The 26,269-nt window shown below is 47.9% G+C and carries 28 protein-coding genes; 9 read left to right on the plus strand and 19 right to left on the minus strand.

All coding sequences use genetic code 11. The features are described from left to right. Positions 1 to 137: 137 nt before the first annotated feature. Positions 138 to 1,301: a glycosyltransferase family 4 protein gene (locus AC3WU2_RS24790; protein ID WP_492457663.1), complete on the minus strand. Its 1,164-nt coding sequence runs from the start codon at positions 1,299 to 1,301 to the stop codon at positions 138 to 140. Between the two features lie 374 nt (positions 1,302 to 1,675). On the opposite strand from AC3WU2_RS24790, the gene AC3WU2_RS24795 reads away from it, so the two are divergent. Then, complete coding sequence (locus AC3WU2_RS24795) at positions 1,676 to 2,764, plus strand: YheC/YheD family endospore coat-associated protein (protein WP_492457664.1); 1,089 nt, start codon at positions 1,676 to 1,678, stop codon at positions 2,762 to 2,764. Positions 2,765 to 3,136: 372 nt separating this feature from the next. On the opposite strand, the gene AC3WU2_RS24800 is transcribed toward AC3WU2_RS24795, so the two are convergent. Continuing rightward, the gene (locus tag AC3WU2_RS24800; protein WP_492457665.1) at positions 3,137 to 3,463 is read right to left on the minus strand and encodes a hypothetical protein; all 327 of its coding nucleotides are present in this window, start codon (positions 3,461 to 3,463) and stop codon (positions 3,137 to 3,139) included. A 174-nt stretch (positions 3,464 to 3,637) separates the two neighbouring features. On the opposite strand from AC3WU2_RS24800, the gene asd reads away from it, so the two are divergent. After that, entirely contained in the window at positions 3,638 to 4,429 is a 792-nt protein-coding gene (gene asd, locus AC3WU2_RS24805; RefSeq protein WP_492457666.1) for an archaetidylserine decarboxylase, read from the plus strand. Between the two features lie 530 nt (positions 4,430 to 4,959). Here asd and AC3WU2_RS24810 read toward each other — a convergent pair. The 3 genes from AC3WU2_RS24810 to pdxR all read right to left on the minus strand — a co-directional run bounded on the left by AC3WU2_RS24810 (position 4,960) and on the right by pdxR (position 7,493). After that, the gene (locus AC3WU2_RS24810; protein ID WP_018759281.1) at positions 4,960 to 5,043 is read right to left on the minus strand and encodes a putative holin-like toxin; all 84 of its coding nucleotides are present in this window, start codon (positions 5,041 to 5,043) and stop codon (positions 4,960 to 4,962) included. A gap of 133 nt (positions 5,044 to 5,176) precedes the next feature. After that, positions 5,177 to 5,962 (minus strand): helix-turn-helix domain-containing protein, encoded by a 786-nt coding sequence (locus tag AC3WU2_RS24815; RefSeq protein WP_492457667.1) that lies wholly within the window; start codon positions 5,960 to 5,962, stop codon positions 5,177 to 5,179. A 46-nt stretch (positions 5,963 to 6,008) separates the two neighbouring features. Next, positions 6,009 to 7,493, minus strand: a complete 1,485-nt coding sequence (gene pdxR / locus AC3WU2_RS24820) for a MocR-like pyridoxine biosynthesis transcription factor PdxR (RefSeq protein WP_492457668.1) — start codon at positions 7,491 to 7,493, stop codon at positions 6,009 to 6,011. Positions 7,494 to 7,626: 133 nt separating this feature from the next. On the opposite strand from pdxR, the gene AC3WU2_RS24825 reads away from it, so the two are divergent. Then, a complete protein-coding gene (locus tag AC3WU2_RS24825; protein WP_492457669.1) occupies positions 7,627 to 8,241 on the plus strand; it encodes a pyridoxamine 5'-phosphate oxidase family protein in 615 nt (204 codons plus the stop codon). A 116-nt stretch (positions 8,242 to 8,357) separates the two neighbouring features. Continuing rightward, positions 8,358 to 9,653, plus strand: coding sequence for an aminotransferase class I/II-fold pyridoxal phosphate-dependent enzyme (locus AC3WU2_RS24830; RefSeq protein ID WP_492457670.1), 1,296 nt, complete (start codon positions 8,358 to 8,360; stop codon positions 9,651 to 9,653). A gap of 231 nt (positions 9,654 to 9,884) precedes the next feature. Here AC3WU2_RS24830 and AC3WU2_RS24835 read toward each other — a convergent pair whose 3' ends face one another. Further along, positions 9,885 to 10,766 (minus strand): LysR family transcriptional regulator, encoded by an 882-nt coding sequence (locus AC3WU2_RS24835; RefSeq protein ID WP_492457671.1) that lies wholly within the window; start codon positions 10,764 to 10,766, stop codon positions 9,885 to 9,887. 138 nt (positions 10,767 to 10,904) lie between these two features. Between AC3WU2_RS24835 and dapA the strand changes: the two genes are divergently transcribed. After that, the gene (gene dapA, locus AC3WU2_RS24840; protein ID WP_492457672.1) at positions 10,905 to 11,792 is read left to right on the plus strand and encodes a 4-hydroxy-tetrahydrodipicolinate synthase; all 888 of its coding nucleotides are present in this window, start codon (positions 10,905 to 10,907) and stop codon (positions 11,790 to 11,792) included. Position 11,793: 1 nt separating this feature from the next. Here dapA and AC3WU2_RS24845 read toward each other — a convergent pair whose 3' ends face one another. Further along, positions 11,794 to 12,990: an oxalate decarboxylase family bicupin gene (locus AC3WU2_RS24845; RefSeq protein WP_492457673.1), complete on the minus strand. Its 1,197-nt coding sequence runs from the start codon at positions 12,988 to 12,990 to the stop codon at positions 11,794 to 11,796. Between the two features lie 181 nt (positions 12,991 to 13,171). Between AC3WU2_RS24845 and AC3WU2_RS24850 the strand changes: the two genes are divergently transcribed. Then, positions 13,172 to 13,768 (plus strand): TetR/AcrR family transcriptional regulator, encoded by a 597-nt coding sequence (locus tag AC3WU2_RS24850; protein WP_492457674.1) that lies wholly within the window; start codon positions 13,172 to 13,174, stop codon positions 13,766 to 13,768. A gap of 115 nt (positions 13,769 to 13,883) precedes the next feature. Next, on the plus strand, positions 13,884 to 15,104 hold the full coding sequence (locus tag AC3WU2_RS24855) for an MFS transporter (protein WP_492457675.1): 1,221 nt from the start codon (positions 13,884 to 13,886) through the stop codon (positions 15,102 to 15,104). 49 nt (positions 15,105 to 15,153) lie between these two features. Here the strand turns inward: AC3WU2_RS24855 and AC3WU2_RS24860 are convergent, their stop codons facing one another. After that, positions 15,154 to 16,320, minus strand: coding sequence for a purple acid phosphatase family protein (locus AC3WU2_RS24860; RefSeq protein ID WP_492457676.1), 1,167 nt, complete (start codon positions 16,318 to 16,320; stop codon positions 15,154 to 15,156). A 122-nt stretch (positions 16,321 to 16,442) separates the two neighbouring features. Between AC3WU2_RS24860 and AC3WU2_RS24865 the strand changes: the two genes are divergently transcribed. Continuing rightward, on the plus strand, positions 16,443 to 16,928 hold the full coding sequence (locus AC3WU2_RS24865; protein WP_492457677.1) for a DinB family protein: 486 nt from the start codon (positions 16,443 to 16,445) through the stop codon (positions 16,926 to 16,928). Positions 16,929 to 16,989: 61 nt separating this feature from the next. Here AC3WU2_RS24865 and AC3WU2_RS24870 read toward each other — a convergent pair whose 3' ends face one another. Beyond that, a complete protein-coding gene (locus AC3WU2_RS24870) occupies positions 16,990 to 17,994 on the minus strand; it encodes a hypothetical protein (protein ID WP_492457678.1) in 1,005 nt (334 codons plus the stop codon). A gap of 136 nt (positions 17,995 to 18,130) precedes the next feature. On the opposite strand from AC3WU2_RS24870, the gene AC3WU2_RS24875 reads away from it, so the two are divergent. Further along, a complete protein-coding gene (locus AC3WU2_RS24875) occupies positions 18,131 to 19,453 on the plus strand; it encodes an MFS transporter (RefSeq protein WP_492457679.1) in 1,323 nt (440 codons plus the stop codon). Here the strand turns inward: AC3WU2_RS24875 and AC3WU2_RS24880 are convergent. The 10 genes from AC3WU2_RS24880 to AC3WU2_RS24925 form a co-directional block, all read right to left on the minus strand. Beyond that, positions 19,439 to 20,083: a hypothetical protein gene (locus tag AC3WU2_RS24880; protein ID WP_492457680.1), complete on the minus strand. Its 645-nt coding sequence runs from the start codon at positions 20,081 to 20,083 to the stop codon at positions 19,439 to 19,441. The two genes, AC3WU2_RS24875 and AC3WU2_RS24880, sit on opposite strands and share 15 nt — an antisense overlap. A gap of 59 nt (positions 20,084 to 20,142) precedes the next feature. Then, positions 20,143 to 20,883, minus strand: coding sequence for a WecB/TagA/CpsF family glycosyltransferase (locus tag AC3WU2_RS24885; RefSeq protein WP_492457681.1), 741 nt, complete (start codon positions 20,881 to 20,883; stop codon positions 20,143 to 20,145). A gap of 254 nt (positions 20,884 to 21,137) precedes the next feature. After that, on the minus strand, positions 21,138 to 21,635 hold the full coding sequence (locus tag AC3WU2_RS24890) for a GNAT family N-acetyltransferase (protein WP_492457682.1): 498 nt from the start codon (positions 21,633 to 21,635) through the stop codon (positions 21,138 to 21,140). Between the two features lie 17 nt (positions 21,636 to 21,652). After that, complete coding sequence (locus AC3WU2_RS24895) at positions 21,653 to 22,327, minus strand: hypothetical protein (RefSeq protein ID WP_492457683.1); 675 nt, start codon at positions 22,325 to 22,327, stop codon at positions 21,653 to 21,655. 60 nt (positions 22,328 to 22,387) lie between these two features. Then, positions 22,388 to 22,969 carry a CDP-diacylglycerol--glycerol-3-phosphate 3-phosphatidyltransferase gene (pgsA, locus tag AC3WU2_RS24900; RefSeq protein ID WP_492457684.1) on the minus strand — a complete coding sequence of 194 codons (582 nt, stop codon included), beginning with the start codon at positions 22,967 to 22,969 and terminating at the stop codon, positions 22,388 to 22,390. 26 nt (positions 22,970 to 22,995) lie between these two features. Beyond that, on the minus strand, positions 22,996 to 23,382 hold the full coding sequence (locus AC3WU2_RS24905) for an ankyrin repeat domain-containing protein (RefSeq protein WP_492457685.1): 387 nt from the start codon (positions 23,380 to 23,382) through the stop codon (positions 22,996 to 22,998). A 142-nt stretch (positions 23,383 to 23,524) separates the two neighbouring features. Beyond that, entirely contained in the window at positions 23,525 to 24,049 is a 525-nt protein-coding gene (locus AC3WU2_RS24910; RefSeq protein ID WP_492457686.1) for a GNAT family N-acetyltransferase, read from the minus strand. 81 nt (positions 24,050 to 24,130) lie between these two features. Continuing rightward, positions 24,131 to 24,976: a class I SAM-dependent methyltransferase gene (locus AC3WU2_RS24915; protein WP_492457687.1), complete on the minus strand. Its 846-nt coding sequence runs from the start codon at positions 24,974 to 24,976 to the stop codon at positions 24,131 to 24,133. A gap of 16 nt (positions 24,977 to 24,992) precedes the next feature. Continuing rightward, positions 24,993 to 25,502, minus strand: a complete 510-nt coding sequence (locus AC3WU2_RS24920; RefSeq protein WP_492457688.1) for a GNAT family N-acetyltransferase — start codon at positions 25,500 to 25,502, stop codon at positions 24,993 to 24,995. Between the two features lie 5 nt (positions 25,503 to 25,507). Then, positions 25,508 to 26,044, minus strand: a complete 537-nt coding sequence (locus AC3WU2_RS24925; protein ID WP_492457689.1) for a cupin domain-containing protein — start codon at positions 26,042 to 26,044, stop codon at positions 25,508 to 25,510. Positions 26,045 to 26,269: the final 225 nt, after the last annotated feature.

The following is a 26,269-nucleotide window of genomic DNA, read 5'->3' on the forward strand; positions in this document are numbered from 1 at the left end:
CTCCTTCCTGCATAGATCGTCATTTGCATCATATGCACTCGACTAGGACCCTGTCACTCGCCTAAGCCCTGAAAAAAGAAAAACACCGAACGAATTTCCTTCGGTGTACGCTTGATAAATCTGCTATAAGAACTCAATCAAACACTGGCACGTTGTTCGATAAGGCTGGCCCAGCGATCCGCTGTATGCTGCCATGTGAAATACTTCTGCACCCGCTCCGCACCTGCCTGACCCAACCGATGTTGAAGCGAAGCGTCTCGCAGAATATAGAGGATATACGGGACGAGTTCCTTCGTGAGCTGCTGCGTGTCTACGAGGAATCCTGTTATATGATGCTGCACAATCTCACGGATTCCGCCTGTCCTCGCAGCAACGACAGGCACCCCTGCAGCCATGGCCTCCACATTGACAAGCCCGAATGCTTCATCCCGTACGGAAGGGACAACGACAACATCAGAAATGCTGAACCAGCGTGCTATCTCATCATAAGGGACATACGGTATAAACCGCACATGGTGCGGGATTCGCCGTGCCATCCGCTCTAATTTACGAACATAAGCGGTCCGTCGTCTTGAACCATAGAAGGCGCTGCCCACAATGACCAGCACGGCTGAAGGCTCTATCAACGCGATGTACCGCATCGCTTCCAGCAGATGATGCACCCCCTTCTGGGGATTCAATCTTCCTGCGAATAATATGATTCGCCGTCCCGATAACCCTTGACGAATCTTCCAGTCATTGGTCACGTCCCTATACCCGAGTTCACTCTTATGACGCTGGAACTGCTCTGGATTGACCCCAAGATGATTCACGACAATTTTCGCTTCCATATCACGAAACCGACTAATAAGGCGCTCCTTCAGGAACATGCTGTTCACCATAATCCGATCCGCACACTGCAGTGCGCGGCGTAAGGTTCGATCCGGTATGACGGCCCTCGAAATAAAGGTCATCGAATGCAAATAGAGAAATATACGCGCATGCCGCATACGCTTCTTGATCGCCAGGACATATCTGGGTCGATTCTCAACCTGAATGATGTCTGGTCTAAGGAGGAGCAGATGCCTGATCACCGCTTGGATGTAGCGTGCTCCACTTCCGTATGGAATCCGATAACAAGGTACGCCATGAATCGTCCCATAACTAGGAAGATGCTTCGCAGTACGGCCAAAAATATAACAATGGAGCCGATGCTGCGCCAGCGGAACGACTTGCTCTACCACCCGTTCCACCGAGCTGCCTCGCGCCGAAGGAATCGGAAAGGAGCCCGGTGTAACAATCGCCACTCTAGGTCGTCCCATCGTATTTCTCCCTTCCAGAGGATATTCAAAAAATCATCTTTTGATCACGAAGTATTTTCATGATGCGGATTCGACATCGAATCTTGCGTTCACCCTCGAAGTCCGGTACTCATTTAGGTTCTGCCTAAACTCCGTTCCTCCTTCTTCAGATTCTCGCAACCTTCTCGGTGCTGAAAAGCCGACTTTTTGAACTCGCACTAATGGATAATTCTATATCACAGCATATACACCTTCGTCCGAGAACGATCATATCTTCGCCAAAAATGGTCAAATCACCGTCAGCAATCGCCTTTTCGAAACATCTTCCAAACTCATACACTAACATACAAGCATCAAACGTCTATGTATCCGATAGAACAGGAGGAGAGAAGCTCATGGGGGAAGCCTATGTGGGCATATTACTCAATGCCAGTGCGTATCGCGGCATACCGTTAGGCAGGACGCAGAACGAATCATTATCCGCCTACGAAGAGGCCGGTCAAGAATTCGGAATCATCCCGTGTTATTTTCGCCTCTCGGACATTCAGCCAGGGGAACCGTTCACAACCGCTTATGTCAAATCGAAGTATGGGTATATTCGAAAAAGTGTTCCCACGCCCCGTGTCGTGCACAATCGAGCGATCTATTTCAAATCCGATAGTAATCACCAGATTCGATCACTCGTCGAGAGCGGGATTTATATCTTCAACGAAGAAAATCGTTATGGGAAGCTATACGTTCATGAATTGCTCCAGCATGATCTGATGCTCAAGACACATTTGCCGGAGACCCTTCCGCTCAGCAATGTGAACCTAGCGCATATGATGGAAAGACACGCCGGACTGATCTTGAAACCCAATAACAGCAGTCTAGGGCGCGGGGTCATGAAGCTCCGGTGCATCCATGGCACTTGGCATGCAACCTACCCGATCACAGGCAGAAGGACCGTCTGGAGAACGGTCAAATGTCGTATGGGCGAGCTGCCTGGCGTCATCCAGCGTAAAATTGGAAAAGAACAATATATCATTCAACAATATATTCCACTCGCGAAATACCAAGGTCGTCCCTTCGACCTAAGAGTATCCGTGCAGCGAAACGTGAACGGCGAATGGCAGATCACCGGCATGATCGCACGTGTCGCCGCCCACCATCGGTATGTCACCAATCTCGCTAGAGGCGGCACCAGCTTACCTGCGGATAAAGTAATCGCAAGGGCTCTACCAACCCTTTCCAAAGCGTACCTCATGAGTCACGTTAGCTTCCTCTCTATGTATATTGTCAAACGCCTGGAGATGACACTCCCCCATCTCGCTGACGTAGGGCTCGATATGGGCCTAACCCAAGAAGGCGTTCCCATGTTCATCGAATGCAATGGCCGGGATCAGCGCTACAGCTTCCGCGAAGCGGGACTGACGCAGGTCTGGAAGTCAACCTTCCGTAACCCAATCGCGTATGCGAATCATGTATTGAAGCAATCACATTAAGATGAAGAGCCCCGCAGGCCTGGTGAAGACTTGCGGGGCTATTGGTGTTAACTATCTGTCTATTGAAATTACCGTAAAATATATCCTCCATCCGGGAACAACGTTTGAGCCCGGAATCCTATCTGATCCTCGCATACGATTCTACCTATCATGGATTCCATGCAACATAAGGGCACGGTTTGCCCCCATTTACTTCCTATCATGGATTCTAGCAGGATAGAGGCCTCCATTTAACACTTTTTAGCCCAATCACACCAAAGTTAATGCAAAAATACAGGATAGTCCTTAACCGGATACGAATGCATAGAAAGTTACTGTAAATATCCAGTGTAGGCAGCAGGGGGTGACACTGCGGCATCATCACGCGGATTTTTAATTCTTTTCAAAGCTAATTAATAGATCCCCTTTTGCCGTCGCCCTTCCTTCATCACCAATCTTCATTTTCTCGAACAAAGCAGGATCCATGACAGTAAACATAACGCTTTGAGCGCTATCCTTTAACAACATAACCGTTCGCGATTGTACTGTATTCGCCGCTCCCATAACCGTAAATTCTTCCTCTTCTTTATTCAGTACCTTTGCAATAAAAATATCATTTGGTCTTCTTAAATAGACAAGATATAACCCGACAAGAAGAACTCCAAAAGTTATTAACCCTAGGATTTCGCTCACCAATGACACACCCTCAACGTTATTCATTTATCGTAAATCATAATCTACTGCGCATGACTTGAAAATCGTTAATTTCCTCTACAGCATGGCGACAGTCTGCCTCGGCTTATCTCCCACGAACACTCGCCCCGCCATCTTCCGTATTGATTTACACTGCGTTATATGGCAATATAACGGATGAGAAGGAAGGGTGAAAGAAACATGGCCAAATCATTGCTGCGGTTAATGACCGAGCTCTCCTCACGGAAGTGGATCTCACAGTTGACGGGGAAGTTCGCCCATTCCAGCGCAAGCCGGCATCTCATTCCGAGATTTGCAAAGATTTACGGAATATCAATTGAAGATGCGGAGAAAGAATTACATGAATACCGTACGTTGAATCAATTTTTTACAAGACGGCTCAAGCCGGGACTTCGTCCGATCGATCCGAATCCGGATACCCTCGTCAGCCCTGTCGATGCACTGATCACAGGAATCGGTCCGATTGAAAATGGACTGCTGCTGAACGTGAAGGGGCAAGATTACACGATCGAGGAGCTGCTCAATCAATCCCCTTATACGCAAAAGTATAAGCATGGAACTTATTTCGTCCTCTATTTAAGCCCAACTGACTATCACCGCATTCATACGCCTATCGCAGGGAACTTGGTTGAATCCGAGCATGTACCGGGGAAAGTCTATCCGGTCAACGATTTTGGACTCCATCACATGAAGCGGGTGCTTAGCCGGAATGAAAGGCTAATTACATACATACGTCATCACTTTGGTGAAGTGGTTGTTGTGAAGGTCGGCGCGATGAATGTCAGCAGCATTCAATACGTGACACCGCTGCCTAAATCGTTGGAGAAAGGGCAGGATCTCGCATATTTTGAATTTGGATCCACCGTCGTCCTGCTCACAGAAAACGGCACCTTCACCCCGCGAAGCGATCTAGCGCTCGGCTCCACAGTCAAGATGGGCGAAGCACTCGGCACAATCCATCCGAAAGCCTAATCTGGACGTGAGTGTGCGATTTGCCCTTTTCAAAATATTGGCAACTATGTTAGAATAGCGTTATGTGAAAGGGCAGCACTGCCCGAAGCTATACCAATTTTTGCATATTCATGCAAAAAACGCCCTACATCCTTGGCGGGATGGAGAGCGTCTTAAAAGTAAGTGTTCAAAAAGTCGGCTTTTCAGCACCTAAAAGTTTTCGAAGAAAACTTACATCGTAAGCGTAAGCTTAGGTTGCGTGAACCTCGGATAATGCTTCCGTAGCGAGTTTTTCTTCGAAAAACTTTCAGAGGAACGGAGTTTAGGCAAAACCTAAATGAGTACCGGACTTCGAGGGTGAGCGCAAGATTCGATGTCGAATCCACTACTTGAATCACTTCGTGATCAAAAGATGACTTTTTGAACAACCTAAAAGGCCGTAAGTGTTGGCGCACCTGCGGCCTTGACAATAGATCGCCTTCACAGGCGGCCGGCTGCATAGCATCGTATCCGAAGACCTCCCTTATCCGCGAAGATAAATCAAGGGAGGTCTACTTCTTTTTCATGTACGAAAGTAAAGTAATGAGAAATAGCCCAAATGAGAGCATCAATGTTAATGCATCCTTTACTTCCATAGTAACACCCCCTCCGTCCTCCGACTTGTTAGGAATGCAACCGATCACCTTAGTCTATTGTGTTATGATTATAACATATTTTTCCAAAATAGGAACATGCATTGTGTGAAATCCTTCTTTATTCCTAAGATTTCTAACGAATCTCCGAAGGACTTTTTCCAGTATACTGCTTAAATTGTCGACTAAAGAAGAAAATGTCTCGATAACCTAGCGCATCCGCGACTTCAGTCACATTCATCCCTGCATGGTGCAGCAAATGCTCCGCACGTTCAATACGCGTCCGAATAATGTAAGACTGTACGGAAGCGCCAATCAGCTCCTTGAATTTAATGGAAAAGTATCGCGGCGACAGCTGTGCCCTCTTCGCTAAATCTTCCACGCGATGCTGCACGCTCGGATGCTGACGAATAAAGTTCGCGATCTCATGGATCACTTCAGTGATCTGGTTGCTCACTTTCTTCTCCACCGGTACCTCCTGCTCTTCCCGAAGCAAATGAATCATCATCTGCTTGAGCATCAGCTTCGCCTCAACATCGGCAGCGAACGTCTTCACGAGGAACAAGCGAACATACCGAGATAATAAATATTCAAAATCAAGTGTATCCTGGATCACTCGATAACGAGCAGGTATAAGATTCAAGGCTTCTTCAATATCGAAGTGAATGTACGTAAGGACAAGCGGTTTCTGTGGATTATGTGTCGCACTCGTATGATCCCCCGGACGAAATAAAAAGCAGCTGCCCTTGCCCACTTGGTACGGCTCGTCGTTCAGAATCAATTCGCCTTCGCCGCTCCATACATAGAACAGATCGAAGTTCGCCAGCGGTTTTTCCCGCTTGGCCCACTTCCAGTTTGGTTCACATACGATTTTGGCAAAAGCCGGTTTTAATACAAATGATGAAGGTGATACATCAATCATCGGATTCCCTCCTACTGATCTGCGAAAGCTTTCTTACGGTTAATCTTCATTGCTCTGCTTCTTTGTGTGTGTGTCTATCTTCCCATGCTGTCTTCATCCGCAGAATGCCCTGAAGAAGCTCTTCCTCTTGTAAATGCGCAAATCCAAAACAAGCAGCATTCCGCGTACTTGGCAAATAGAGATACCTCCCGCCGTCTGTCCAACCAACACCATGCGCTGCTGCGGAGCACCGGAAGGCCTCATAATCCTTCGCCATACCTTTCCACGACGCATAGACATGCATCCCGGCATCACAAGGTAATACATTAAACAAATGACCGACATGTTCCTGCATCATTCGATAAAAAAATGCATATTTCCTGCTATATATTCGGCGCATGCGACGCAAATGGCGTTCATAATGCCCATTCTGAATAAAGGCTGCTAGCGCACGCTGCTCGATCATCGAAATGGGACTCGGCTCGTAGATCTCCTTCGCACGTCGCATCGGTTCAACGAGGCACATCGGCAATACAGCATACCCGATTCGAAGTCCTGCGTACAACGTCTTCGAGAAAGTTCCCACATAGACAACACGGCCTTCAAGATCCAACGACTTGAGCGGCTCAATGGGCCTGCCGCCATACCTGATCTCACTATCATAATCGTCCTCGATAATGACACCATTCCGCCTTGCTGCCCATGCGAGCAGCTGCTGTCGGCGTTCTAGACTGAGCACAGCACCCGTTGGGAACTGTCTGCTCGGCGTGACGAAGACCAGCTTCTCCTCCCAGTCTTGCACCAAAATCCCTTGTTCATCCACCGCATTCGGTTTCACGATGCCTCCAGCCGCTTCGATCGCCCGCTTCATCCCCATGTAACCCGGATTTTCGACGATCACGCGGTCCCCCGGATCGATGAGCAGCTGCGTAAGCAATGCGATCGCATGCATCGAACCGTTGAAAATGACGACTTGCTTCGCATCGGCTTGAATCCCGCGCATCCGACGTAGATGGAGCGCGATCGCCTCGCGTAACGGGACATGACCTAACGTATCCGGATGTTCCGTATCCATTCGGGCGGACTCAAGCTGCCGAATTTCTTGATAGAGTACATGGTTCCAGGCGTCTGTGGGAAATGCATCTACCACCATCTTGCCCATCTCTAGGCTAATGTACGGCTGCTTCAGTGACTCCGGCCAATTTTCACGTGGCAACGGCATCCCCTGTGTAGCCCGTCTCCCCCATGCGGAGAGCGAGATGTGTTGATTTCTCTCCGGATCTGTCCCCTGCGGCTCCTGCAGCTCATAGGTTACATAAGTCCCGCTGCCAATCGCAGCAGTAACATATCCCTCAGCCAACAGCATGTCATATACTTGATTAACCGAACCCCGAGACAGCTGATACAGGTCCGACATTTCCCGCGTCGAAGGCAGCTTCGCGCCATGCGGGATTGTACCTGCAAGAATCGCTGCGCGAAGGGCATGAAATAGGGCCAAATATTTATACCGATACTCCTGCAAATAGGATGCAAATGGAACACCAAAATCCATTTCCGTACCCCCTCGCACCATTCCATCCATCTCACGACGAAATGGTCTATTAAAAATACTCTAAATTGGTTCTTTTTTATTGTCAACTTCCCCGTTATTGTTAGTTGAAAAAGATGAACCAGGGGGAAGAACCATGCGTAGAAAAGAATTTTCGATCCAAGAAGAACAAGAAATTGAATCCTTTTTAGCGGAGATGACCTTCGGATTTCTAGGCACGATTAGTGAGGATGGTTGGCCGCATATTACACCGCTGAATTATGTGTACTTCGAAGGCGATATTTATTTTCATGGCAGTAAAATCGGGGATAAGATGCGGCAGATGAAAAAGGATGCGCGCGTCACCTTCTCGGTAGCCAAAGAGTATGCGATTATCCCGTCCTATTTCACAGAACCGACTTATGCTTGTCCAGCAACGGCCTTTTTCAAAGCGGTTCTGCTCAAAGGCACAGCTTCGATTATGGAAGATCTAGAAGAGAAAGCCCGCGTCTTCACGGCCTTCATGCAGAAATTACAACCTGAGGGCGGTTATGCCCCATTCGATATGTCGGATCCGAAGTATGCTAAACAGGTGGCTGGCGTAGCTATGGTTCGCCTCTCCGTCGAATCGATTACGGCCAAGTTCAAATTCGGACAAAATGCTTCCGAAGCGAAATTCGATCAGATCACATCCGGTCTCGCGGAACGCCAATTGGATCTTGATGAAGAGACCATCGCATTGATGAAAAAATATTGCCCGCACCATCAGTGAAAATTCCTATCCCGCAAGTGACGGTTGCCTTCCAAAATGCTATAATATGGGGAATGTGTTTAGGCACGAATAATCATGAAACCTCTGAAACTGATTCTGGAAGGATGACAAAACAAATGAATCCATTAGCCCAGCAATTGAACAACACTCTGCAAGAAGAAACACCACATGTATACGCGATGTTATCAACTTTAGGGAAGCAGATCTACTTTCCAAAGGAAGGCATTCTGAGCCAATCGGCAGAAGCTGGTAGTAAAGCGAAAAAATATAATGCAACGATCGGAATTGCAACCGAAGGCAAAGGACCAATGCACCTGAGCATCATTCAGGACACATTGTCCGCATATCAACCGAAGGATCTCTATCCTTACGCACCTCCGCAAGGCAAACCTGAACTGCGTACTGCTTGGCGGAACAAAATGCTTCAAGAAAACCCATCGCTCGAAGGCAAGTCCTTCGGTAACCCGATGGTAACAAATGCATTGACACACGGCCTAAGTATCGTAGCAGACTTGTTCGCTGATGCAGGCGATGTGGTGATCTACCCGGATAAAAACTGGGAGAATTACGAGCTGACTTTCGGTATTCGCCGCGGTGCAGAAATCGTGAATTTCCCCCTCTATACAGCAGATTATAAATTCAACAGCGAAGGACTTCGGGAAGCGATTCTTGCGCAACAGGACAAAGGCAAAGCCATCGTTGTATTGAACTTCCCGAACAACCCAACGGGCTACACGCCAAGCATCGAAGACGGTGACGCGATTATCGCAGCGCTTCAAGCGGGTGCGGAAGCGGGCATTAAGCTTGTTGTCGTAACGGACGATGCATACTTCGGACTCTTCTTCGAAGATTCCTTGCAAGAATCGCTATTCGGTAAATTGGCGGGGTTACACCCGAACATCCTGCCGATCAAAGTCGACGGCGCAACCAAAGAAGAATATGTATGGGGCTTCCGCGTTGGATTCATTACCTTCGCATCGGAATCGGCAGCCGCACTTGTGGCATTGGAGCAAAAAGCACTTGGTATCATTCGTGCGACGATCTCCAGCTGTTCGCATCCTTCACAGACTTTCGTGCTTCATGCGCTGAATTCGCCGGAATTCGAAAGCCAGAAGCTTGAGAAATTCAACATCATGAAAGGCCGTGCGAATAAGGTCAAATCGATCCTCGACAGCGGCAAATACGGGGATGTATGGGAATATTATCCGTTCAACTCTGGTTACTTCATGTGCTTGAAGCTAAATACAGTGGATGCCGATCAACTGCGTGTACACTTACTTGATCAATATCAGATCGGAACGATCGCCCTTGGCGAGACAGATCTTCGTGTAGCGTTCTCCTGTATTGAAGAAGAGTATCTGCAAGATCTATTCGATACGATTTACCAGGGTGTATTGGATCTGCAAGGCTAATTTAGCTTAATATGTAGGGTTCGTTGGCGGCTTGTGTGGCGGCTAACGAACCCTACATTGCTTATTGGCGCAAAATACCGTGTTTTGAAATTCTAACGAACTCCAGCGGCGCTATTGTCTTCAATTCCGCCCAATTTCACCTGAATTTGATCAAATAGCGATAACTGAGTTCGTTAGCGCAAAAAAGATACGATTTACTTGAGAATAAGCATGATACGGTTCGTTAGCGGGTTAGCGGAGATGTATATTATCCATCAGTCGGATGAAATGATCGAGCGCAGCGGAACGCCACTTCTTCGGGTGCATCACCCATTGCAGGTAGATGCGTAGGTCGGGGTGGTGGAACGGGATGACCGCAAGACTCCCACGTTGAATTTCTTCCTCCGCAACAACGCGCGGCAAGAGCGCAATCCCAAGACCCTTCATCACGCAATGCTTGACCGCCTCCAAATTGCCCAGCTCGAAGACAGTACGATACCTAATCTTCGTATCTTTCAGTAGCAATTCGAACATACTGCGGTACAGGCAGCTTCCTTCCGTCATAATGAATTCACAGTCTTCCAGATCAGCAATCTCAACCTGGTCCTGTAACGATAGGGCATGTCCAGGCTCAGCAATAAGAACAAGCGGCTCTTCACGCACAACCTGACATTGCAGAGCAGGATCTGCCGGGATCCGGTCGAGCAACAAGCCAATATCGTAATCCCCTTCCTTCACCTTCGCGAGCAAAACATCTTCACGGTCCGGGAATAAATGAACGGATAGTCCTGGGATTTCCACACGCAGCTGCTGCAAATACGTCGGCATTACATAAGCAGCGAGCGAATCGATCGTTCCGATCGTCAGCGTGCCGCCCATTTGCTGCGAGATTTTCTCCATCGACTCCGCATACAAATCTAGCATCGGCAGGACGAACTTCAAGAGTTCTTCCCCTGGCGGCGTCAATCGCATCTGCCTGCCAGCCCGCTCGAACAGCGTAACGCCATACGCCTGCTCTAGCTTCTGAATTTGTGCCGTAATGCTAGATTGCGCGTAACCCAAAGCCTCAGCCGCACGGGTGAAGCTTCCCCGTCTTGCCACCTCTCGGAATGTCTGGAATGTCGTCATGTCCATCGCGTGTCCGCCCTCCACTGAATCATCAATATTTTCGATACCTATGATCACTTATTATAGATAACTCCGATGGAATATTCCATGATAAGGTGGAAGAAACGATTCAACGTATCATCCACTTGAAGGAGGACTCTATTTATGCTTAATGAACACCAACTACACGGCGTCTATGTTCCTGTCGTTACCCCGTTTGACGCGCATGAAGAACTAGATCTCGAATCACTGCATCACCTTGTCTCTTCCATAGCGAAGAGCGGCGTGCATGGCATCGTGCTGAACGGTACGACAGGCGAATCGCCATCGACCTCGAAAGAAGAAATCGAACGCATGATGGCAACCGCACAAAGCGCATTAGCTGACTCCAGCATCCCTATTGTCCTTGGGGCAGGCACCAATGATACCCGTTCGACGGTATCTCGCATCGAACAGGCTGGTAAGCTTGGCGCAGAGGCCGTACTAGTCGTCGTCCCTTACTACAATCGTCCCTCGCAGCAAGGGGTCGTTGAGCATTTCCGCAGAGCTGCGCAGGTAGGCGTACCTGTCATTCTCTATGAAATTCCACACCGTACCGGGCTTAAGCTCGAACATGATACGGTTCGTCGAATCCTCGATATCGATAGCGTGATCGGGATGAAAGACAGCACGCCGAACACCGATCTTGTGACAGCACTTGCGCAAGGCTCCGAGACGAAGCCGATCCTATGCGGCGAGGATACGTTGCTCTACGCTTCCTTATCCGCTGGAGCGAAAGGCATGATGTCCGCATCTGCCAATGTGCATACCGATCGATTCGTCACGTTCTATAATACATTCGTAGCAGGCCAGCATGCCGACGCTGAAGCGCAATTCGACGCACTGTTGCCGTTGGTACGTCTCCTTTTTGCCGAGCCAAATCCCGCACCACTCAAATGGCTGCTTCACGAGCAAGGCATCATCAAGCATGAAAGCTTACGACTGCCGATGCTCCCGATCAGTCCTGAGCTGCGTGAACGGCTCGCGCCTTATGTTCAGCAGTTACAAACCTAGACTATGGCGATGTCGGATAGCGTACCACAGGCCACTTTTCCTTGCGGAGCGCGTTCAGTAGTTGGTCTCCCACATCTAAATTATCTCGCACGAGATCACGCGGCGTGAGCGCCATCCATTGGTTCAAGGAAATATCGGCGAATCGATCGCTCTTGAACATTTCAAGGAACCACAACGTGTCTGTCCCTGTATTCTGAATATAATGCCCGAACGCAAACGGCACGTACCCGACATCGCCTGCCCGGAAATCGAAGGTGCGTGCTGCTCCATTTGCACCGAATACGGTCATTCGTCCCTGCCCCGTCAAATAATACTGCCACTCATCATTATTCGGGTGCCAATGCAGCTCACGCATACCGCCAGGCAGTATCTCAACCAACGCCGCCGCGATCGTCTTCGAGATGGGAAAGTTAGAAGAATCCACAATGCGCACGCTTCCCCCAGGGGTGATGATCGGTTTCTGTGCCAGCAATTGATGCTTGAAGCTGAGCGGTATCGTTCCATACGGCGATTGAACCTCCTGGCTATCGATCGAACCTGGCACTTGATCTTGAAAAATATAGACTTGCCCCTTAGGAATATCCTCAAATGCCTTCTCCGACACGCCAAAATTCGCTGCGAGCACATCACGCGGCGTATGTGCGAACCAATCGGATATCGATAATGTATTCAGATCAGAGAAGTGCCCGTCATCAAAGACCAGTAGAAATTCGCAGCCATCCTCAAGCCCTTGAATCGAATGTGGAAGCCCCGCTGGAAAATACCATAGATCTCCATGACCGACATCCGCAATAAAATTTCGTCCCTCAGTATCCACCGATGTGATCCGCGCTTTGCCCATAATCATGAAGGCCCATTCCGCTTGCTGATGCCAATGCAGTTCACGTACGCCTCCTGGCGTTAATCGCATATTGACGCCGGCAAGCGTGGTTGCGATCGGCAGCTCTCTTACCGTGATTTCCCGGGACCAGCCGCCTTGATTGAGCTGCATATGTGTATCCGAGAATGAGAATCTCATGTTCGGAATGAGGCCGTTATCCGTAACCGGCGGAACGAGCATATTCGGATTCTCGCAATCCCGCATCACATCGCGAGGTCCAAGATCGGTAGCGCCCGCACCGTCTTCACGCCGTATTGGCTGGGGAATATCTCCGCTCCTAGCTCCATTTCCCGTTGAAGTTCTCTGACGGTGTTCCATCAGACACACTCCTCTCGCATTGACTTTTCACAAACGACATCATATCTCACCAAGTAACCTATGCCCAATCCGCCTCGTCCTATGACTTGAATCCACTAGCAACCTGTGATAACATACTGAACAAGCGTTCAGTATGTATGATTTTGGGATAATGAACCGTCCTACGATTGAGGGGATTCCGATGAATAAGAAGCAAATCCAGAGTGAGCAGACCAAGAAGCGGATAGCTGATGCATCTAGGGCTCTTTTCACACTGAAGGGGTACAAAGCCACATCGATTGAAGATATTGTCGAAGCGACAGGAAGCAGCAAAGGGAATATTTATTATCATTTCAAGAGTAAAGAAGGATTGTTCCTCCACTTGATCGATGAATGGGATCAGGAATGGGAAGTGAAGTGGAAGCAGAAGGAATCACAGTACAAGACGACGACCGAGAAGCTATTCCAGATTGCCGAAGAGCTGGTGCTCGATGATCTGAATCACCCGCTGACGAAGGCTGCAGATGAATTCTTCTACACCGAGGAGATTACGCCCCAAGCGGAAGAGCGCATTGCAGAGATGGTCGCGCGCCACTTTGTGTTCTATCAAGATTTACTACAGGATGGCATCCAGCAAGGGGAATTCAAGCCGCTTCACGTCGAATATATGGCCATCATTTTGGAAAGTCTAACCTACGGGCTGAATCAAATGTCCCGGAAATCGACGCTTGAGGAGAAGCTTGGGCTCTATCGAATGGCGATCCAAGTCGTCCTGCACGGCATTGCAACCGAATCTTAGCGATGCTCAACATAACTCGGCCCTCTCTAGTAAACGAAAGGGTCGAATATTTTCATTAAATATAGACCGAACATTCAGTATTATTCTATTTTTTTCAACAGTTAAGGAGATTATTATGTCATTATTACTACGTAATCGTGGGGCCTTGCTGCTCCTCATGTTAAATCTATTTCTAGTCTTTACCGGAATTGGTCTTGTCATTCCGATTATGCCAACGTATATGAACGAGCTTCATATTTCCGGAAGTGTCGTTGGTCTGCTCGTCGCAGCATTTTCGGTCACCCAGCTCATCTGCTCGCCGATCGCAGGGCGTCTATCCGATACATTGGGTCGTAAAAAGACGATCATCGCCGGACTGATTGTTTTCGCGATCTCCGAATATTTATTCGGTGCTGCGAATGCACCTACGCTATTATTCCTCTCCCGGATGCTCGGAGGGGTGGGTGCGGCGCTCATTATGCCTTCCGTCATGGCTTACACTGCTGATGTGACGTCGGTTGAAGAGCGTGCCAAAGGGATGGGACTCATCAATGCAGCAATCACAACCGGCTTTATTATTGGTCCAGGAATTGGAGGATATATCGCAGATTTCGGGATTCGTGTGCCTTTCTACTCGGCCGCAGTCGCCGGAGTCATCGCAGCTGTCCTTACCTTCTTGATCCTGCCGGAATCTCGATCTGTGGAGAAGCGTACCGCAGCCAATAACGAGAAACGAAAGAAACAACCTCTGATCAAGCAGGTTCTGCAATCCTATCGCGAGCCATACTTCATCAGTCTGATCATTGTATTCGTGTGTTCATTCGGCCTCGCCAATTATGAGACGATCTTCGGCCTGTTCGTGGATCACAAATTCGGATTCACCGCGAAAGATATTGCCTTCATTATTACATTCGGTTCCATCGCAGGCGCTGTGGTCCAGGTCACGATCTTTGGATGGCTGCTTAACCGATTCGGCGAGAAAAAAGTGATCAGCACCTGTCTGCTCATCGCAAGCATATTTGTTCTGTTAACACTCGCTGTTCACACGTATTGGCTGATTATTGTCGTCACATTCATCCTGTTCCTGTCGATTGATATCTTGCGACCGGCGATCGGTACGCAAATGTCCAAGGTGGCCGAAGACCAACAGGGGTATATCGCCGGGTTGAACTCCGCATTCACGAGTCTCGGAAATATCGCCGGACCTGCCGTGGCAGGCGTCCTGTTCGATATGAACTTGAATTTCCCGTACATCTCAGCGGCGATCATCCTATTCCTTGGGTTTATTTTGGCCCTCAGATCAAGACTTAGCGCTCCAGATCCGGTTCAGATGAAAGTGAAAAATAACGAATCATAATTTAGTAAAATGACGAAGAGCGCTCCGATGGGGCGCTCTTTTGGTTGCATTATAAATATGTTCTCTGATTCGCTTGATCTTTTTTGAGAATAAATTGATCGAACAGCCGCCCCTCATCATCGATGGCTCGAACCTCTAATCTGGATGATGTGACGATTACCTGCACGAAATGCGGTACCGCTACCGATTGGGACGTATGCCATTCCCGCTTCGGAAGCAACCACGCTGGCATTGCTCCTGCACCGCCCGCCACGATATAGGTAATGCCTCGCGCCTCATCGATCTGTCCTTGATATAGGGGATGGCTCCGTTCGTAGACAATCGTATGGGAAGTGAACACGAGATCCACCCCACTTGCCTCGAAAACTGAACTTAGCTGCCGCAGATCCTCCACTTGATAACCGCCAGAGACATACGGTGGATAGTGAAAGAAGACAATCTTCCACTTGGCCGTCGAAGAAGCCAGATCTTGAACAAGAAAATCAAACTGTGCGTTGCCCGGTGCAATACCTCCATTTGCGTACGGGTAAGTGTCATCGGGAATAAAGCTCGTGGTGTCCAGACATGTAAAATGAACATCGCCATAATCGAACGAATAGTAGTTCCGAGGGGCTGGAAAATCGAGAAGCTTATAGTACCACTCACCGTTGCACTCATGATTGCCAAGGCAGCTATAAAAGGGAGTATTCGTAAGGAAGTCTCGGCCCGGGCCGAAAAAATACGTCTCCCAATCTTCATACTCCCGCCCATCATTCACGATATCCCCAATAAATAAAGCCAAATCAGGACGATAGCGCTGCATTTGTTGGAAGATGCGTCGATTAATCGCTCCTCCGGTCGTATCGAATCCGCTATATCCTCCCGTCTCGCTGGTGACCGCGAAGGAGAATGCTCCACCGGGTGGAACGGCAGTCTTCAAGGGATAGGCGTCAGACATCACTTCGCTGTCTGTATCTCTGGATGAAATGCGGTAGAAATACAGCTGTTCCGGTGCCAACCCCTCCACAGTGACGTGATGAATCGTCGTAAAATCTTCATGCTGAATCGTGCACAATACCTGATCTGGCTTGCGGTAATTGCCCTGATGCCCGCTATGGATGCGTTCAGCTAGCAATACTTCAACGCTCGACGAAGCAGGCACGGAAGTCTCCCACATGATCGTCATGCCGTCTACTTTGGGAGATTGCAAGTATGGTCCTTTTATGATCTCTAGCATAGTGGATACCTCTCAACCGTGGATTTATGTAAAAATTGCTAAACCCTAGTGAATTCGTTACGATGAATCTAATAAATTGCATCTATGAAACAGCAACCCATTTACTGAGGAGGAATTCTATTATGAGTAACGTATCCATCATTCGTGACCACTTGTTACATGAATTAGAGCATGGCGTGGTCAGCACACAACGATTGGTTGGTCTCATTACACCCGAACAGTGGGATTATCGTCCACAGGAGAACATGCGCTCCTTACGCGAGTTGACACACCATCTCGTCATGCTCCCTGCAACCGACCTCGCTATTATCCAGGAACAGGATGGCTCCGAATTCGCGCGCATCGAAGGTAGTATTCAGGACGTAACGGATCCACAGCAGTTATGTGATAGCATGCAGCAGAGCTACGAAGCACTGAAGGACTATATGGTTTCCCTGGATAAAGAAGATTTTCTAAACAAATCCACCAAGGCCTTCTATGCGGAAGAAGGTTCCGTCCAAGTCAAATGGCTTATTGAAGTCGTTACCCACGTGTTCCATCACCGCGCCCAGTTGTTCAATTATTTGAAAGCGTTGGGTCACGACATTAATATGTTCATTTTATATTAGAAGACTACCGGCTGATTGATGATTGGTGGAGAAGATCCGCGATCGAGGTGTGATCTTCTCCTCAGCTTATCGATAATGCTTGTCTAACCAGACCGACCGTTTCTACCTCTAATGCCCTAGCCCGCTCCAGAAGCGGTATCATTTGCTGTACCTGCGTCTTCGATACGTGCTTGCCAAGATGCTGATTTCCATTCCAGTCCTGCACGAGCACCTCTTCCGACATCACCCGATAGATCTCCCATACTTCTTCGAATTTCGCTGCAATATCAGCTAACCCGGATATTCCCATCCACGTCTCTGATAACTTGCGAACATACTCCGCAGCACACATTTTCGATTCCGCATAGACCGATACCAAATATCGCAGTCCGAAATCCTGATAGGATGCCTCTCTTAGCGATTGAATCCAGTTATCATATGCCTTGAATCCACATTGGAAATCCGGAGCAATATGCTCCTCTTTCTCCATTTCGTTCACATAATAATGTAACGAGTCTCGATACACTTGCTCGCAGTCATAAGGCACACGCTCAACTGGAATTTGATAATGAAGAAACGGGGCGGGCGAGAACTTCTTCGCAATATTCGCATACAGCATCGGATCACTGCCAAGTGTCCGGTTGAATTTATCCACACCATCTACGAGGAATACGCCATCTTCATCATCGTACCCGTAAATCACCCCGAACTCTCCCGTATCGATAGCCCAAGCTATAACGCCGATTCCGCGATCGATCGAAGCTTTAATATGTTCAACAGCTCGTATTCGGGCTGCTTCATAGGTTCGTGCTCCCGGCTCATAATGATAGACCTCCGACAACACGCCAATCCGATCCAACGCATTACGGTGGCGCCCTACCCAATCGTAGACGGTAATCGATGCCACATCGCAGTGCTTATGTACGATCAATTGAAAGGCCATTCCTGTCATCCCCGCCATCTCGCTGAAAGAGAGATCCGTCATTTGCGCTGCAGTTAATACACCATGTACTGCACCGAGATAGGTCGTCCAACATGGACTTAATCTTGCTGTCGTTGTTCCAGCTTGAAAAGATGCTTGAGTCATCGAAAAAAACCTCCATCTTCGCTGTTAGCGTTATGATTCGTAAATTCGTGTTCTTGAATTTTTGAACTACCTCAAATATATCATAGGGGTGTGCCATATATTGTCATGTGGTATTGTTAAATGGAGGTGATTTTGAATGGAGCTTAAACACGAACATTCATCCGCTATCCAGAATAATAGAAAAAAAGCGGATCGCTACATACATTCCCCTGTCGAGCAGCAGAGGCTGTATAAAAGAACACTGCTCATTGTCGTTATTTCTCAGATTTTTGGCGGTGCAGGTCTCGCTGCGGGGGTAACGGTTGGGGCGCTATTAGCCCAAGAGATGCTCGGGACAGATAGCTATGCCGGAATTCCGGCTGCCCTACTCACATTAGGTTCTGCCTTATCCGCTTTTCTCATCGGTCGATTCTCCCAACGTTCGGGGCGGCGGCTCGGGCTCGGCCTAGGATTTCTAGTGGGTGGAATAGGTGCGATTGGCGTTGTCATGGCTGCAATCATGAGTAATATCATCTTATTGTTCGCCTCGCTGTGTGTATACGGAGCGGGAACCGCAACCAATCTCCAAGCTCGTTATGCAGGGACGGATCTAGCGGGGCCTACCCAACGAGCAACAGCCATTAGTATTGCCATGGTCTCGACAACCTTTGGCGCCGTAGCAGGTCCGAATTTAGTCGAGCCGATGGGTTGGTTCGCCCTCTCTGTGGGAGTTCCTGCATTAGCAGGCCCATTTATGCTAGGGGCCGCAGCATTTATCCTTGCCGGACTCGTATTACTGGCATTTCTCAGACCAGATCCACTGTTGATCGCAAAGAGCTGGGATGGACAGCAACCGAAGAAATCTGCTGAGGCGAATCCATCTACAGATCAATCTTCTATCGTCAACAATCGTGGGATCATTGTGGGGACAACCGTCATGGTCTTAACCCAACTTGTAATGGTTGCCATCATGACGATGACACCAATCCATATGAAGCACCATGGACACGGACTGAGTGAAGTGGGACTCGTTATTGGAATCCACGTCGGTGCCATGTATTTCCCTTCTCTTGTTACAGGTATCCTCGTGGATAAATTGGGACGGACTTTCATGGCTTACACATCTGGAGTTACACTGCTCGCTGCAGGGTTACTCGCTGCCATCGCGCCAGGGGATTCCCTCGTTCTCTTGATTACGGCCCTTGCACTATTGGGGCTAGGGTGGAATTTAGGATTCATTAGCGGTACGGCGCTGATCGTAGATGCGACCACAGCATCGACACGTGCCAAAACGCAAGGAACGCTGGATGTACTTACGGCATTAGCGGGAGCAGCGGGCGGAGCCCTCTCCGGTATGGTCGTTGCCTCAAGCAGTTATGCCGTATTGTCTTACGCAGGAGGGTTTCTCTCCTTGTTACTGATCCCGGTTGTGATCTGGACGCGGCGGAAATCTGCGGTGCCGAAATCATCCGCGATGTAACTGGTGCATCCGATCGAGATATTGCATGAGTTTCTGCCGTAACCATTTGGGATGCGTAATGACGAATGTCAATCCTGAGGCTAATAGCGCAGGGATAAATTCATAGGAATCATAGAATTCAAATATCACGGACTGTTCTTCATTCCGACCTCGGTAATATGGCTGTAACGAGGTCGGAATGCTGTTCAGTGATTTATCCCGAGATTCTAGTCTTGCCACAGCTTGAAATGGTATGATGCCATCTCGTTGAATCTGATGAATTTTCATCGATAGGTTTAGCGGTCTGCCCGAAAGACGTGATAATAGCGCTGCTAGTTCCGTGAACATTCCCGTTGTGCGATGATTATGCTGAGCTAGAACCTCGTAATGGGCTGCTAAAGAAGATAGCATTTCTTGTTCGTTCTCAGTAATCTGTGGGCCTGGAATTACAAATGATTCATCCTCATAATAATATCCTCTACGACGAGAACAATAGGCAATTGGCGCTCCGAGTGAATCTCGCATATACTCGAGATCCCGCATCGCTTGTCTTCTTGAAATTTCGAATTGTTCCTTGATCGCGTCAACATTCGGATAATTTCCCCTTCGAATGCATGTATCAATCCACTGTATACGGTGAAGTGATGCCAAGCAATCACCCCCAACTTTTCATGAGATCTAATGCATTGAACCCTCGTATCGGACTTATGCTAACGTCGTTCCTCGCGGTACAAAATGGCCCGAATCGCAAACTGCGGTAAAATCAACTGTCTACGCCAACGATGAGGCTGTTGAATGAGTCGATACAACCACTCCACATTCCAACGCTTCCATACTTCAGGAGTTTGCTTCAATTTTCCAGCAATGACATCTAGGCTTCCCCCAACCCCAATTGCGACTTTCGCATTCAACTTGGTTCTATGTTGATGAATCCACTGTTCCGCGTAAGGCGCTCCCAGCGCAACGATCAGAAAATCCGGCTTGGCCGCGCTTATCTCTTCAATGATTCTTCCCTCTTCTTCTGGCTTAAAGAATCCGTGTTGATTCCCACAAATCTCAAGATTCGGGTAGGTAGCTCGAATAACCTCACATGCTTTGGGATTGGTTACAGGATCTGCCCCGAGCAAATAAAAGGACCAGTTCTTCTCATTCCCTACTTCAAGCAGCTTCAGCAGCATATCGTATCCCGTAACACGCTCTGGAAGATGGCTGCCTTTAATACGGGAGACCATGACAATGCCGATCCCATCCGCGGTGATCATGCCCGCTTCCTCGACAATGGAACGTAGCTCGGTATTTTTCTGACAAGCCATTGTGATCTCTGGATTTACCGTCACCACATGGAACAACTCAGGTTGTGGCTCTTCGACAACTTGGCGGAGAATATCAACGGATTCGTCTAGTGTTCGTTTAGGGAACTGAATTCCCATGATCTGTGCTGTATCTTTCATGGAGAAACCCTACTTTCATGGTTGTTTGTCTTACCAGCTATTTCAGGCGGGACGCGCTAGAACGGGCCGGTTAACTGCTTTTTTGCAGTTTTTTTCTGGTCTGTCCATATTTTAACACTGATTGGATTCATATTATAGGTCCCGTACTATGGAACTCGAATGCATTTTAAACTTCGGTGAATCATTCCTATATTGCGTTGCAATTGAGGGAAAAAGTTCCTAAACCAAAAAAGAAACCCTATTCTCAGGGCTTCTCAACAGCTGGCAGCCTTTGAAGACTGCATTTTCTTATAATAAAAAACCAGTGTTGCAAATTCATTTAGTCGCTTCATAGCGCCAGTTGTGCGGTACCCCATTTTCTCATAGAGATAACAATTCCTTGTCTCTTCTAAGATCGTAGCTAATTCCCATGTCTCTGCCATTGGGTACATGCTCTCAACTGTATTGATGGCTTGTTGCGCGATGCCTAGTCCTTGATAGGCCGAAATCACGAACATCGGGCTAATCCAATAATGTGATTCTGTCTCATCCCATCGAACGCCAATAGCACCAACAGATACTTCGTTATAACGAATCATGTAGTAGGCACGTCTCGGATTCATAATCCGAGCGACAACCTTTTCTATGGATTCATTCGCAGGATTCGTATCGTAGTCCTTGTACTTTTCCAGTAAAGGCAGAAATGCTTCGCGTTGAAGGTTGAATATAACTTCCGCTTCCGATACCTTCGCTCGACTTAACTTCAGTTCCAACCCATCACCTCAATTGATTAATAAGTTAGCTTGGTTGCCCCGATCATCACACCCGTATCTCCGGGATCCTTCAAGGCAATACGTGAGATTCCCCAATAATCGAAGGACTCTCGCTTAATTTTGTCAACCGTTAAGACAGCACTTCCTGTACCGATCACCTTATCCTGCGCTACGAGCGGATAGTGAAAAGAGATTTGCACTTGATCCGGCGATATCGTCTTCGTCTGGAGTGCATCCACCTTGCCCATATGCGGGCTGGAACCGCCTGTCACCCAGAAGCTCTCCATAAATTCCTTCTTCGTCTGCTTACGAAGCTTTGGTGACAACACCGCATATTGCATTCCACCACTTCTCCGCTGCACGCCCCGAATCCAGGTCTGAACCGCTTCCTCTGGCGAATAAGCTTGGAGTCCATTTTCGAGACTATAGATCTGCATTTGCATCTCCGATGCTTCAGGCATCGTGACGTAGAAGGCATTGTCTTTGTAAGCTACCTTCCCACGAAGTTCTTCGACGATCGACTTCAAGGATACCATCGCCGTCCCGTTCTCCATTTTCAGGTTAAACACACTGCTCGCAAATTCTGCGCCATTGATAAAAATTCTCGAACTCGCTACCGCTGCGTATATTGAACCGGACATCACCAATAGCCCAGATATGGATGCTATAAGAACCTTTTGTTTAACTATCATCGTTCACCTAACTCCTCACAGGAAATATTAGGTATTATTTCTCTAGAGCGGGTGAGGTATTCATAAGTGAAGTGTACGATAATTATTCGCGATGTACTTATACCCTGAATAGATGGTTAGGACAACCGCCAAGATCATCAACATAAAATCAACAGGTAAAGAGGTGATCCATGCAAATGGATAGTTCTTGAGTAGAATGGCGGCGATTGCAACGACTTGCAGGACCATTTTGAGCTTGCCGTGCTTGTCAGCCGCTAGTGCTACGCCTCTTGCAGCAGCAAGGACCCGAATTCCCGTGATCACTGCTTCTCTGCCAATGATGAGAACCGCCATCCACGCCGGAATCATACGCTGTTCCACCATCATTAATAACGCTGCCGAAATGAGCAGCTTATCGGCCAAGGGGTCCAGCAGTTTGCCGAGAGGTGTCACCTGATTATATTTACGTGCAATATATCCATCGAGTTTGTCGGTCGTTGAGGCCAGGAGGAAGATGAACACCGCTAAACCTGATCCATACAGGTTCACTTGACTTAGAAAAGGCATTCGCTCTACCATCCATACCGGATAATGTTGAAGTGCCAACATAAATAAAGGAATGAGCCCGATTCTTGCTATCGTGATTTTATTCGCTAGATTCATGAGGGTTCCCTCCGATCATGAGCTTATTATTGCTTTAGAAATTCTACGACTTGAGCAGCTTCAGCCCCACCCGCTTCAGCATGATTAATAAGAGGTATACCATGCGGACCTAGGCAATTCTTCAGCTCTGGATTATCACTAATCAGACTTCGAACAATATCTATTTTTCCGAGCATAGCTGCCGTAAAAATATCCATGCGGGCGCCCTTCGAAATGAGAAAAACGGCGATATCTCTTCTTCCCATATGCGCGGCAGCTCCTAAAGCCGTCTCCCAATCGCCATTCCCCCAATCCCAGCAAGCATTCAATAAGCCAGGCTCTTGCTCAAGCAGCTCTTTAACACGCTCAAAATCACCGTGCGCACTACCGACATAACTTTGTACAAGATCTGGTGCAATCGATTTACTTTCCATAAATAATCTCCCTTACTGTTCTATTTATTTGAAGAGTAATGCTAACTCTAGGTGCCCTTGTTTAACACACACATCATAGGGGGTATCACCATGATCATTAACCAGCATCCGATCCGCACCTTTTCGCAAATACGTCGTTCTTCTAGATTGTGATCCAGAATCTTTTCAAAACATTGCCGTCTTCCTCTACGAAATTCGTATCTTCAATTCCTCCATTATTACGAATCGTTCGTTCCGATCCAATATTCGTCGCATCGCAGACAACGAGAGCTTTCGAGATCCCCAGTTCCTTGGTTTGGTGAAGTGCAAGAGCCAAAAGCTTGGTCGCATAACCCTTCTGTCGTTCGGAAGGGCGAATGCCATAGCCAATGTGACCGCCGGATTGGAACAGTCTTTCGTTCAGTTCATGTCTAATGTTCACAGCTCCGATGACCATATTCTGCTCAGAAACGAGCCAGTACGTAGAATCTGGTACCCAGTTATCAGGCAAGTTCTCACCCTTCTCACGCTCCGTCTGAAATAGCACCAGCTCTTGGAAATCGGATGGATCCTTGCTAATCACCCATGGGACCATACTCTCTCCACTTGCGATCCAATCCTGATAAAAATCTAAATAAGCTTCCTCTAACTCTACCGTCGGTTTGATTAAATACACCTGCTCAGACATTGTTCTCCACCATCCTGTCACTTCAATAATTGTCCGATAAAAATAACAAAGCCTTCAAAAATAATCAACCCCGTAGAATATTCAACCCGTTGTTACTACAGTTGATTTTGGTTTCGTCCCACACGCCATCAGAAACACCATCATGGCATAAGCATCAGCGTTCTGGCTAAAACCTTCGTACGATTGCTTCAAATTCTCGAACTCCATGGCATTGAGTATGCCTCGCTTATAAAATCCGGTGAACCGTTCACTATCAAACTGCTGCTTAAATCCATCCAGGCCCTGCAGATCACTATGCTGAATAACGGCATCCATATCAACATCTTGATACCCTGCGCTGGCTAACAATCGCGGCAAGCTTCTTCCTATATGTCGATTTCCTCCGTTAGATGCTTGTGACTTCGCTATTTTACTCAGAATCAATGGTAGAATCTCCATTTCCGGTTCAATGACCCCGAATATGCCATCATCAATATCGATAATCACTAATTTACCTCCGGGTTTCAGAACACGCGTCATCTCTTGTGCGGCTTGGAGTGGGTCATGTAAATGAAGGAATAACAACCGCGCTATCGCAAAATCATATTCGTTATCCGGCAGCCCTGTGTGATATGCAGAGGCTTGAACGAATTCAACGTGATCAGCTGAAGCAAGCTTCAATAATGCCTTCGCTTGATCTAATAGACCTTGATCGATATCGAGCGCTGTAATCTGGCTATTCGGTAGATTCTCCACTAGCTTCTCTGTCATAAACCCTGGACCACAAGCAACTTCTAGCACCTTCATGCCATCTTGAATCCCATACCATTGTAAGTTCCGAAACTCCTTCTCCCAGCCCATCTGGACTTGAGCTTTTAACCGATTGACCTCGGCTTCCATCCCAATACTCGAATGCTGAATATTATAGGTTGATTTTCGTTCTTCCACCGTTTACAACGCTCCTCTACTTACGTGTCATAAATACCTGCACCGGCCCATGCCATGCTTCCCCTTGCAGTTCCTTCTCCGTATAAGCTCCGTTCGTATATTCTTCAATCACACGATTCCAGAAGCGATTCGCCGGGAGGTTCGCAGCTGTCTGGCGGACTTCCCATGAACCTGGAAATTGATCGAATATGGCAAATGCCGCTTGCTTGCCATACCCTTTACCCCTAAACTTCCGCATGATAAAAAAATCGTTAATCGTGTTCGTCGCATCTGCCTCGCTTAACTTTACGAATTCCTTCGGCACGTCTAGAGCAACCAAAGCGAAACCCGCTAATTCGCCATCTACTCTAAAAATCAGCGGACGGCGATATTCGTCTATCCATTGATGGTCCAGATATTTGTAGAGATACAACCCGTGCGACGTCAAGGCATGCCCATCAAACTCACTCGAGTCATACCGATATAGCTGAATGAGTTGGTGAAGGAGCGTCTTGTCCTCGTAAGGGATTGCTGTCATTTCGAACATATCAATCATCCTTCGTTTTTCTCGTTATGAACACGGTAACCCAACAATCTCGCTAGTCGTGCCAATCCCCCCATGAACACCGTCTGTACCCAGCGTGGCGGACCCACGATATAACCATCGATACATGCCCAAGCCATGCCTAACCAAAAGGGATTCGATGGCATTCCTTTCTTGTTTAACTTTCCCTCGCACTCTAATTTATGGATAAGCTCGAACATCTCCCAGTGATTCCCAGGAGGGCGAACTTCGTGATGTGCGACGAGCCGTCCTTCACTCACATTCCAGAACTGATGAATCTGATAAGGTGAAATGGTGACGCATTCTCCTTTCTCTACGATCTTCTCCTCTCCATCAATGACAAACCGCATTCGCCCCTCCTTGACCGTAAATGTCTCTTGAAGCACCGGATGCCAATGCGGACCATTCATCGGACCCTGCTTCAGAATCACATGTTCAACATGTAAATAATCTCCGCGACGATCCGTTCCACGATCGAGTAAAGTGACCGTTCGGCCATCTGGATGAACAAGGGGGTCTCTCATATGCATTCACCTCTGACGATCAGATTGTAGGTACTACTTTTTTCACAAATTCAATGTCTTTCGTGCCAGGTTCAAATAGCATTTTAATGGCGATACGTTCAATACGATCATCTATATCTGTATAGAAACTAGCTGGTGTCTTAAGCTGAAGCAGTGTGTACTCCAATTCGAATGCATGATGATTCATATTTCAGTTGTACTCTTACTTAATTCCTCATATTCCCT

It is taken from the genome of Paenibacillus sp. EB106-05-06-XG162 (assembly GCF_058791655.1).

Bases quoted from the DNA above. Each gene is read 5' to 3' on its own strand.
- AC3WU2_RS24855 (WP_492457675.1), top strand. From the start codon at position 13,884: ATGTCATTATTACTACGTAATCGTGGGGCCTTGCTGCTCCTCATGTTA.
- AC3WU2_RS24830 (WP_492457670.1), top strand. From the start codon at position 8,358: ATGAATCCATTAGCCCAGCAATTGAACAACACTCTGCAAGAAGAAACA.
- AC3WU2_RS24925 (WP_492457689.1), bottom strand. From the start codon at position 26,044: ATGAGAGACCCCCTTGTTCATCCAGATGGCCGAACGGTCACTTTACTC.
- AC3WU2_RS24800 (WP_492457665.1), bottom strand. From the start codon at position 3,463: ATGAATAACGTTGAGGGTGTGTCATTGGTGAGCGAAATCCTAGGGTTA.
- AC3WU2_RS24810 (WP_018759281.1), bottom strand. From the start codon at position 5,043: ATGGAAGTAAAGGATGCATTAACATTGATGCTCTCATTTGGGCTATTT.
- AC3WU2_RS24860 (WP_492457676.1), bottom strand. From the start codon at position 16,320: ATGCTAGAGATCATAAAAGGACCATACTTGCAATCTCCCAAAGTAGAC.
- AC3WU2_RS24845 (WP_492457673.1), bottom strand. From the start codon at position 12,990: ATGGAACACCGTCAGAGAACTTCAACGGGAAATGGAGCTAGGAGCGGA.
- AC3WU2_RS24910 (WP_492457686.1), bottom strand. From the start codon at position 24,049: ATGTCTGAGCAGGTGTATTTAATCAAACCGACGGTAGAGTTAGAGGAA.
- AC3WU2_RS24895 (WP_492457683.1), bottom strand. From the start codon at position 22,327: ATGATAGTTAAACAAAAGGTTCTTATAGCATCCATATCTGGGCTATTG.
- AC3WU2_RS24825 (WP_492457669.1), top strand. From the start codon at position 7,627: ATGCGTAGAAAAGAATTTTCGATCCAAGAAGAACAAGAAATTGAATCC.
- pdxR (WP_492457668.1), bottom strand. From the start codon at position 7,493: ATGGATTTTGGTGTTCCATTTGCATCCTATTTGCAGGAGTATCGGTAT.
- AC3WU2_RS24870 (WP_492457678.1), bottom strand. From the start codon at position 17,994: ATGACTCAAGCATCTTTTCAAGCTGGAACAACGACAGCAAGATTAAGT.
- dapA (WP_492457672.1), top strand. From the start codon at position 10,905: ATGCTTAATGAACACCAACTACACGGCGTCTATGTTCCTGTCGTTACC.
- AC3WU2_RS24905 (WP_492457685.1), bottom strand. From the start codon at position 23,382: ATGGAAAGTAAATCGATTGCACCAGATCTTGTACAAAGTTATGTCGGT.
- AC3WU2_RS24790 (WP_492457663.1), bottom strand. From the start codon at position 1,301: ATGGGACGACCTAGAGTGGCGATTGTTACACCGGGCTCCTTTCCGATT.
- AC3WU2_RS24795 (WP_492457664.1), top strand. From the start codon at position 1,676: ATGGGGGAAGCCTATGTGGGCATATTACTCAATGCCAGTGCGTATCGC.
- AC3WU2_RS24865 (WP_492457677.1), top strand. From the start codon at position 16,443: ATGAGTAACGTATCCATCATTCGTGACCACTTGTTACATGAATTAGAG.
- AC3WU2_RS24920 (WP_492457688.1), bottom strand. From the start codon at position 25,502: ATGTTCGAAATGACAGCAATCCCTTACGAGGACAAGACGCTCCTTCAC.
- AC3WU2_RS24835 (WP_492457671.1), bottom strand. From the start codon at position 10,766: ATGGACATGACGACATTCCAGACATTCCGAGAGGTGGCAAGACGGGGA.
- AC3WU2_RS24850 (WP_492457674.1), top strand. From the start codon at position 13,172: ATGAATAAGAAGCAAATCCAGAGTGAGCAGACCAAGAAGCGGATAGCT.
- asd (WP_492457666.1), top strand. From the start codon at position 3,638: ATGGCCAAATCATTGCTGCGGTTAATGACCGAGCTCTCCTCACGGAAG.
- AC3WU2_RS24815 (WP_492457667.1), bottom strand. From the start codon at position 5,962: ATGATTGATGTATCACCTTCATCATTTGTATTAAAACCGGCTTTTGCC.
- AC3WU2_RS24885 (WP_492457681.1), bottom strand. From the start codon at position 20,883: ATGAAAGATACAGCACAGATCATGGGAATTCAGTTCCCTAAACGAACA.
- AC3WU2_RS24875 (WP_492457679.1), top strand. From the start codon at position 18,131: ATGGAGCTTAAACACGAACATTCATCCGCTATCCAGAATAATAGAAAA.
- pgsA (WP_492457684.1), bottom strand. From the start codon at position 22,969: ATGAATCTAGCGAATAAAATCACGATAGCAAGAATCGGGCTCATTCCT.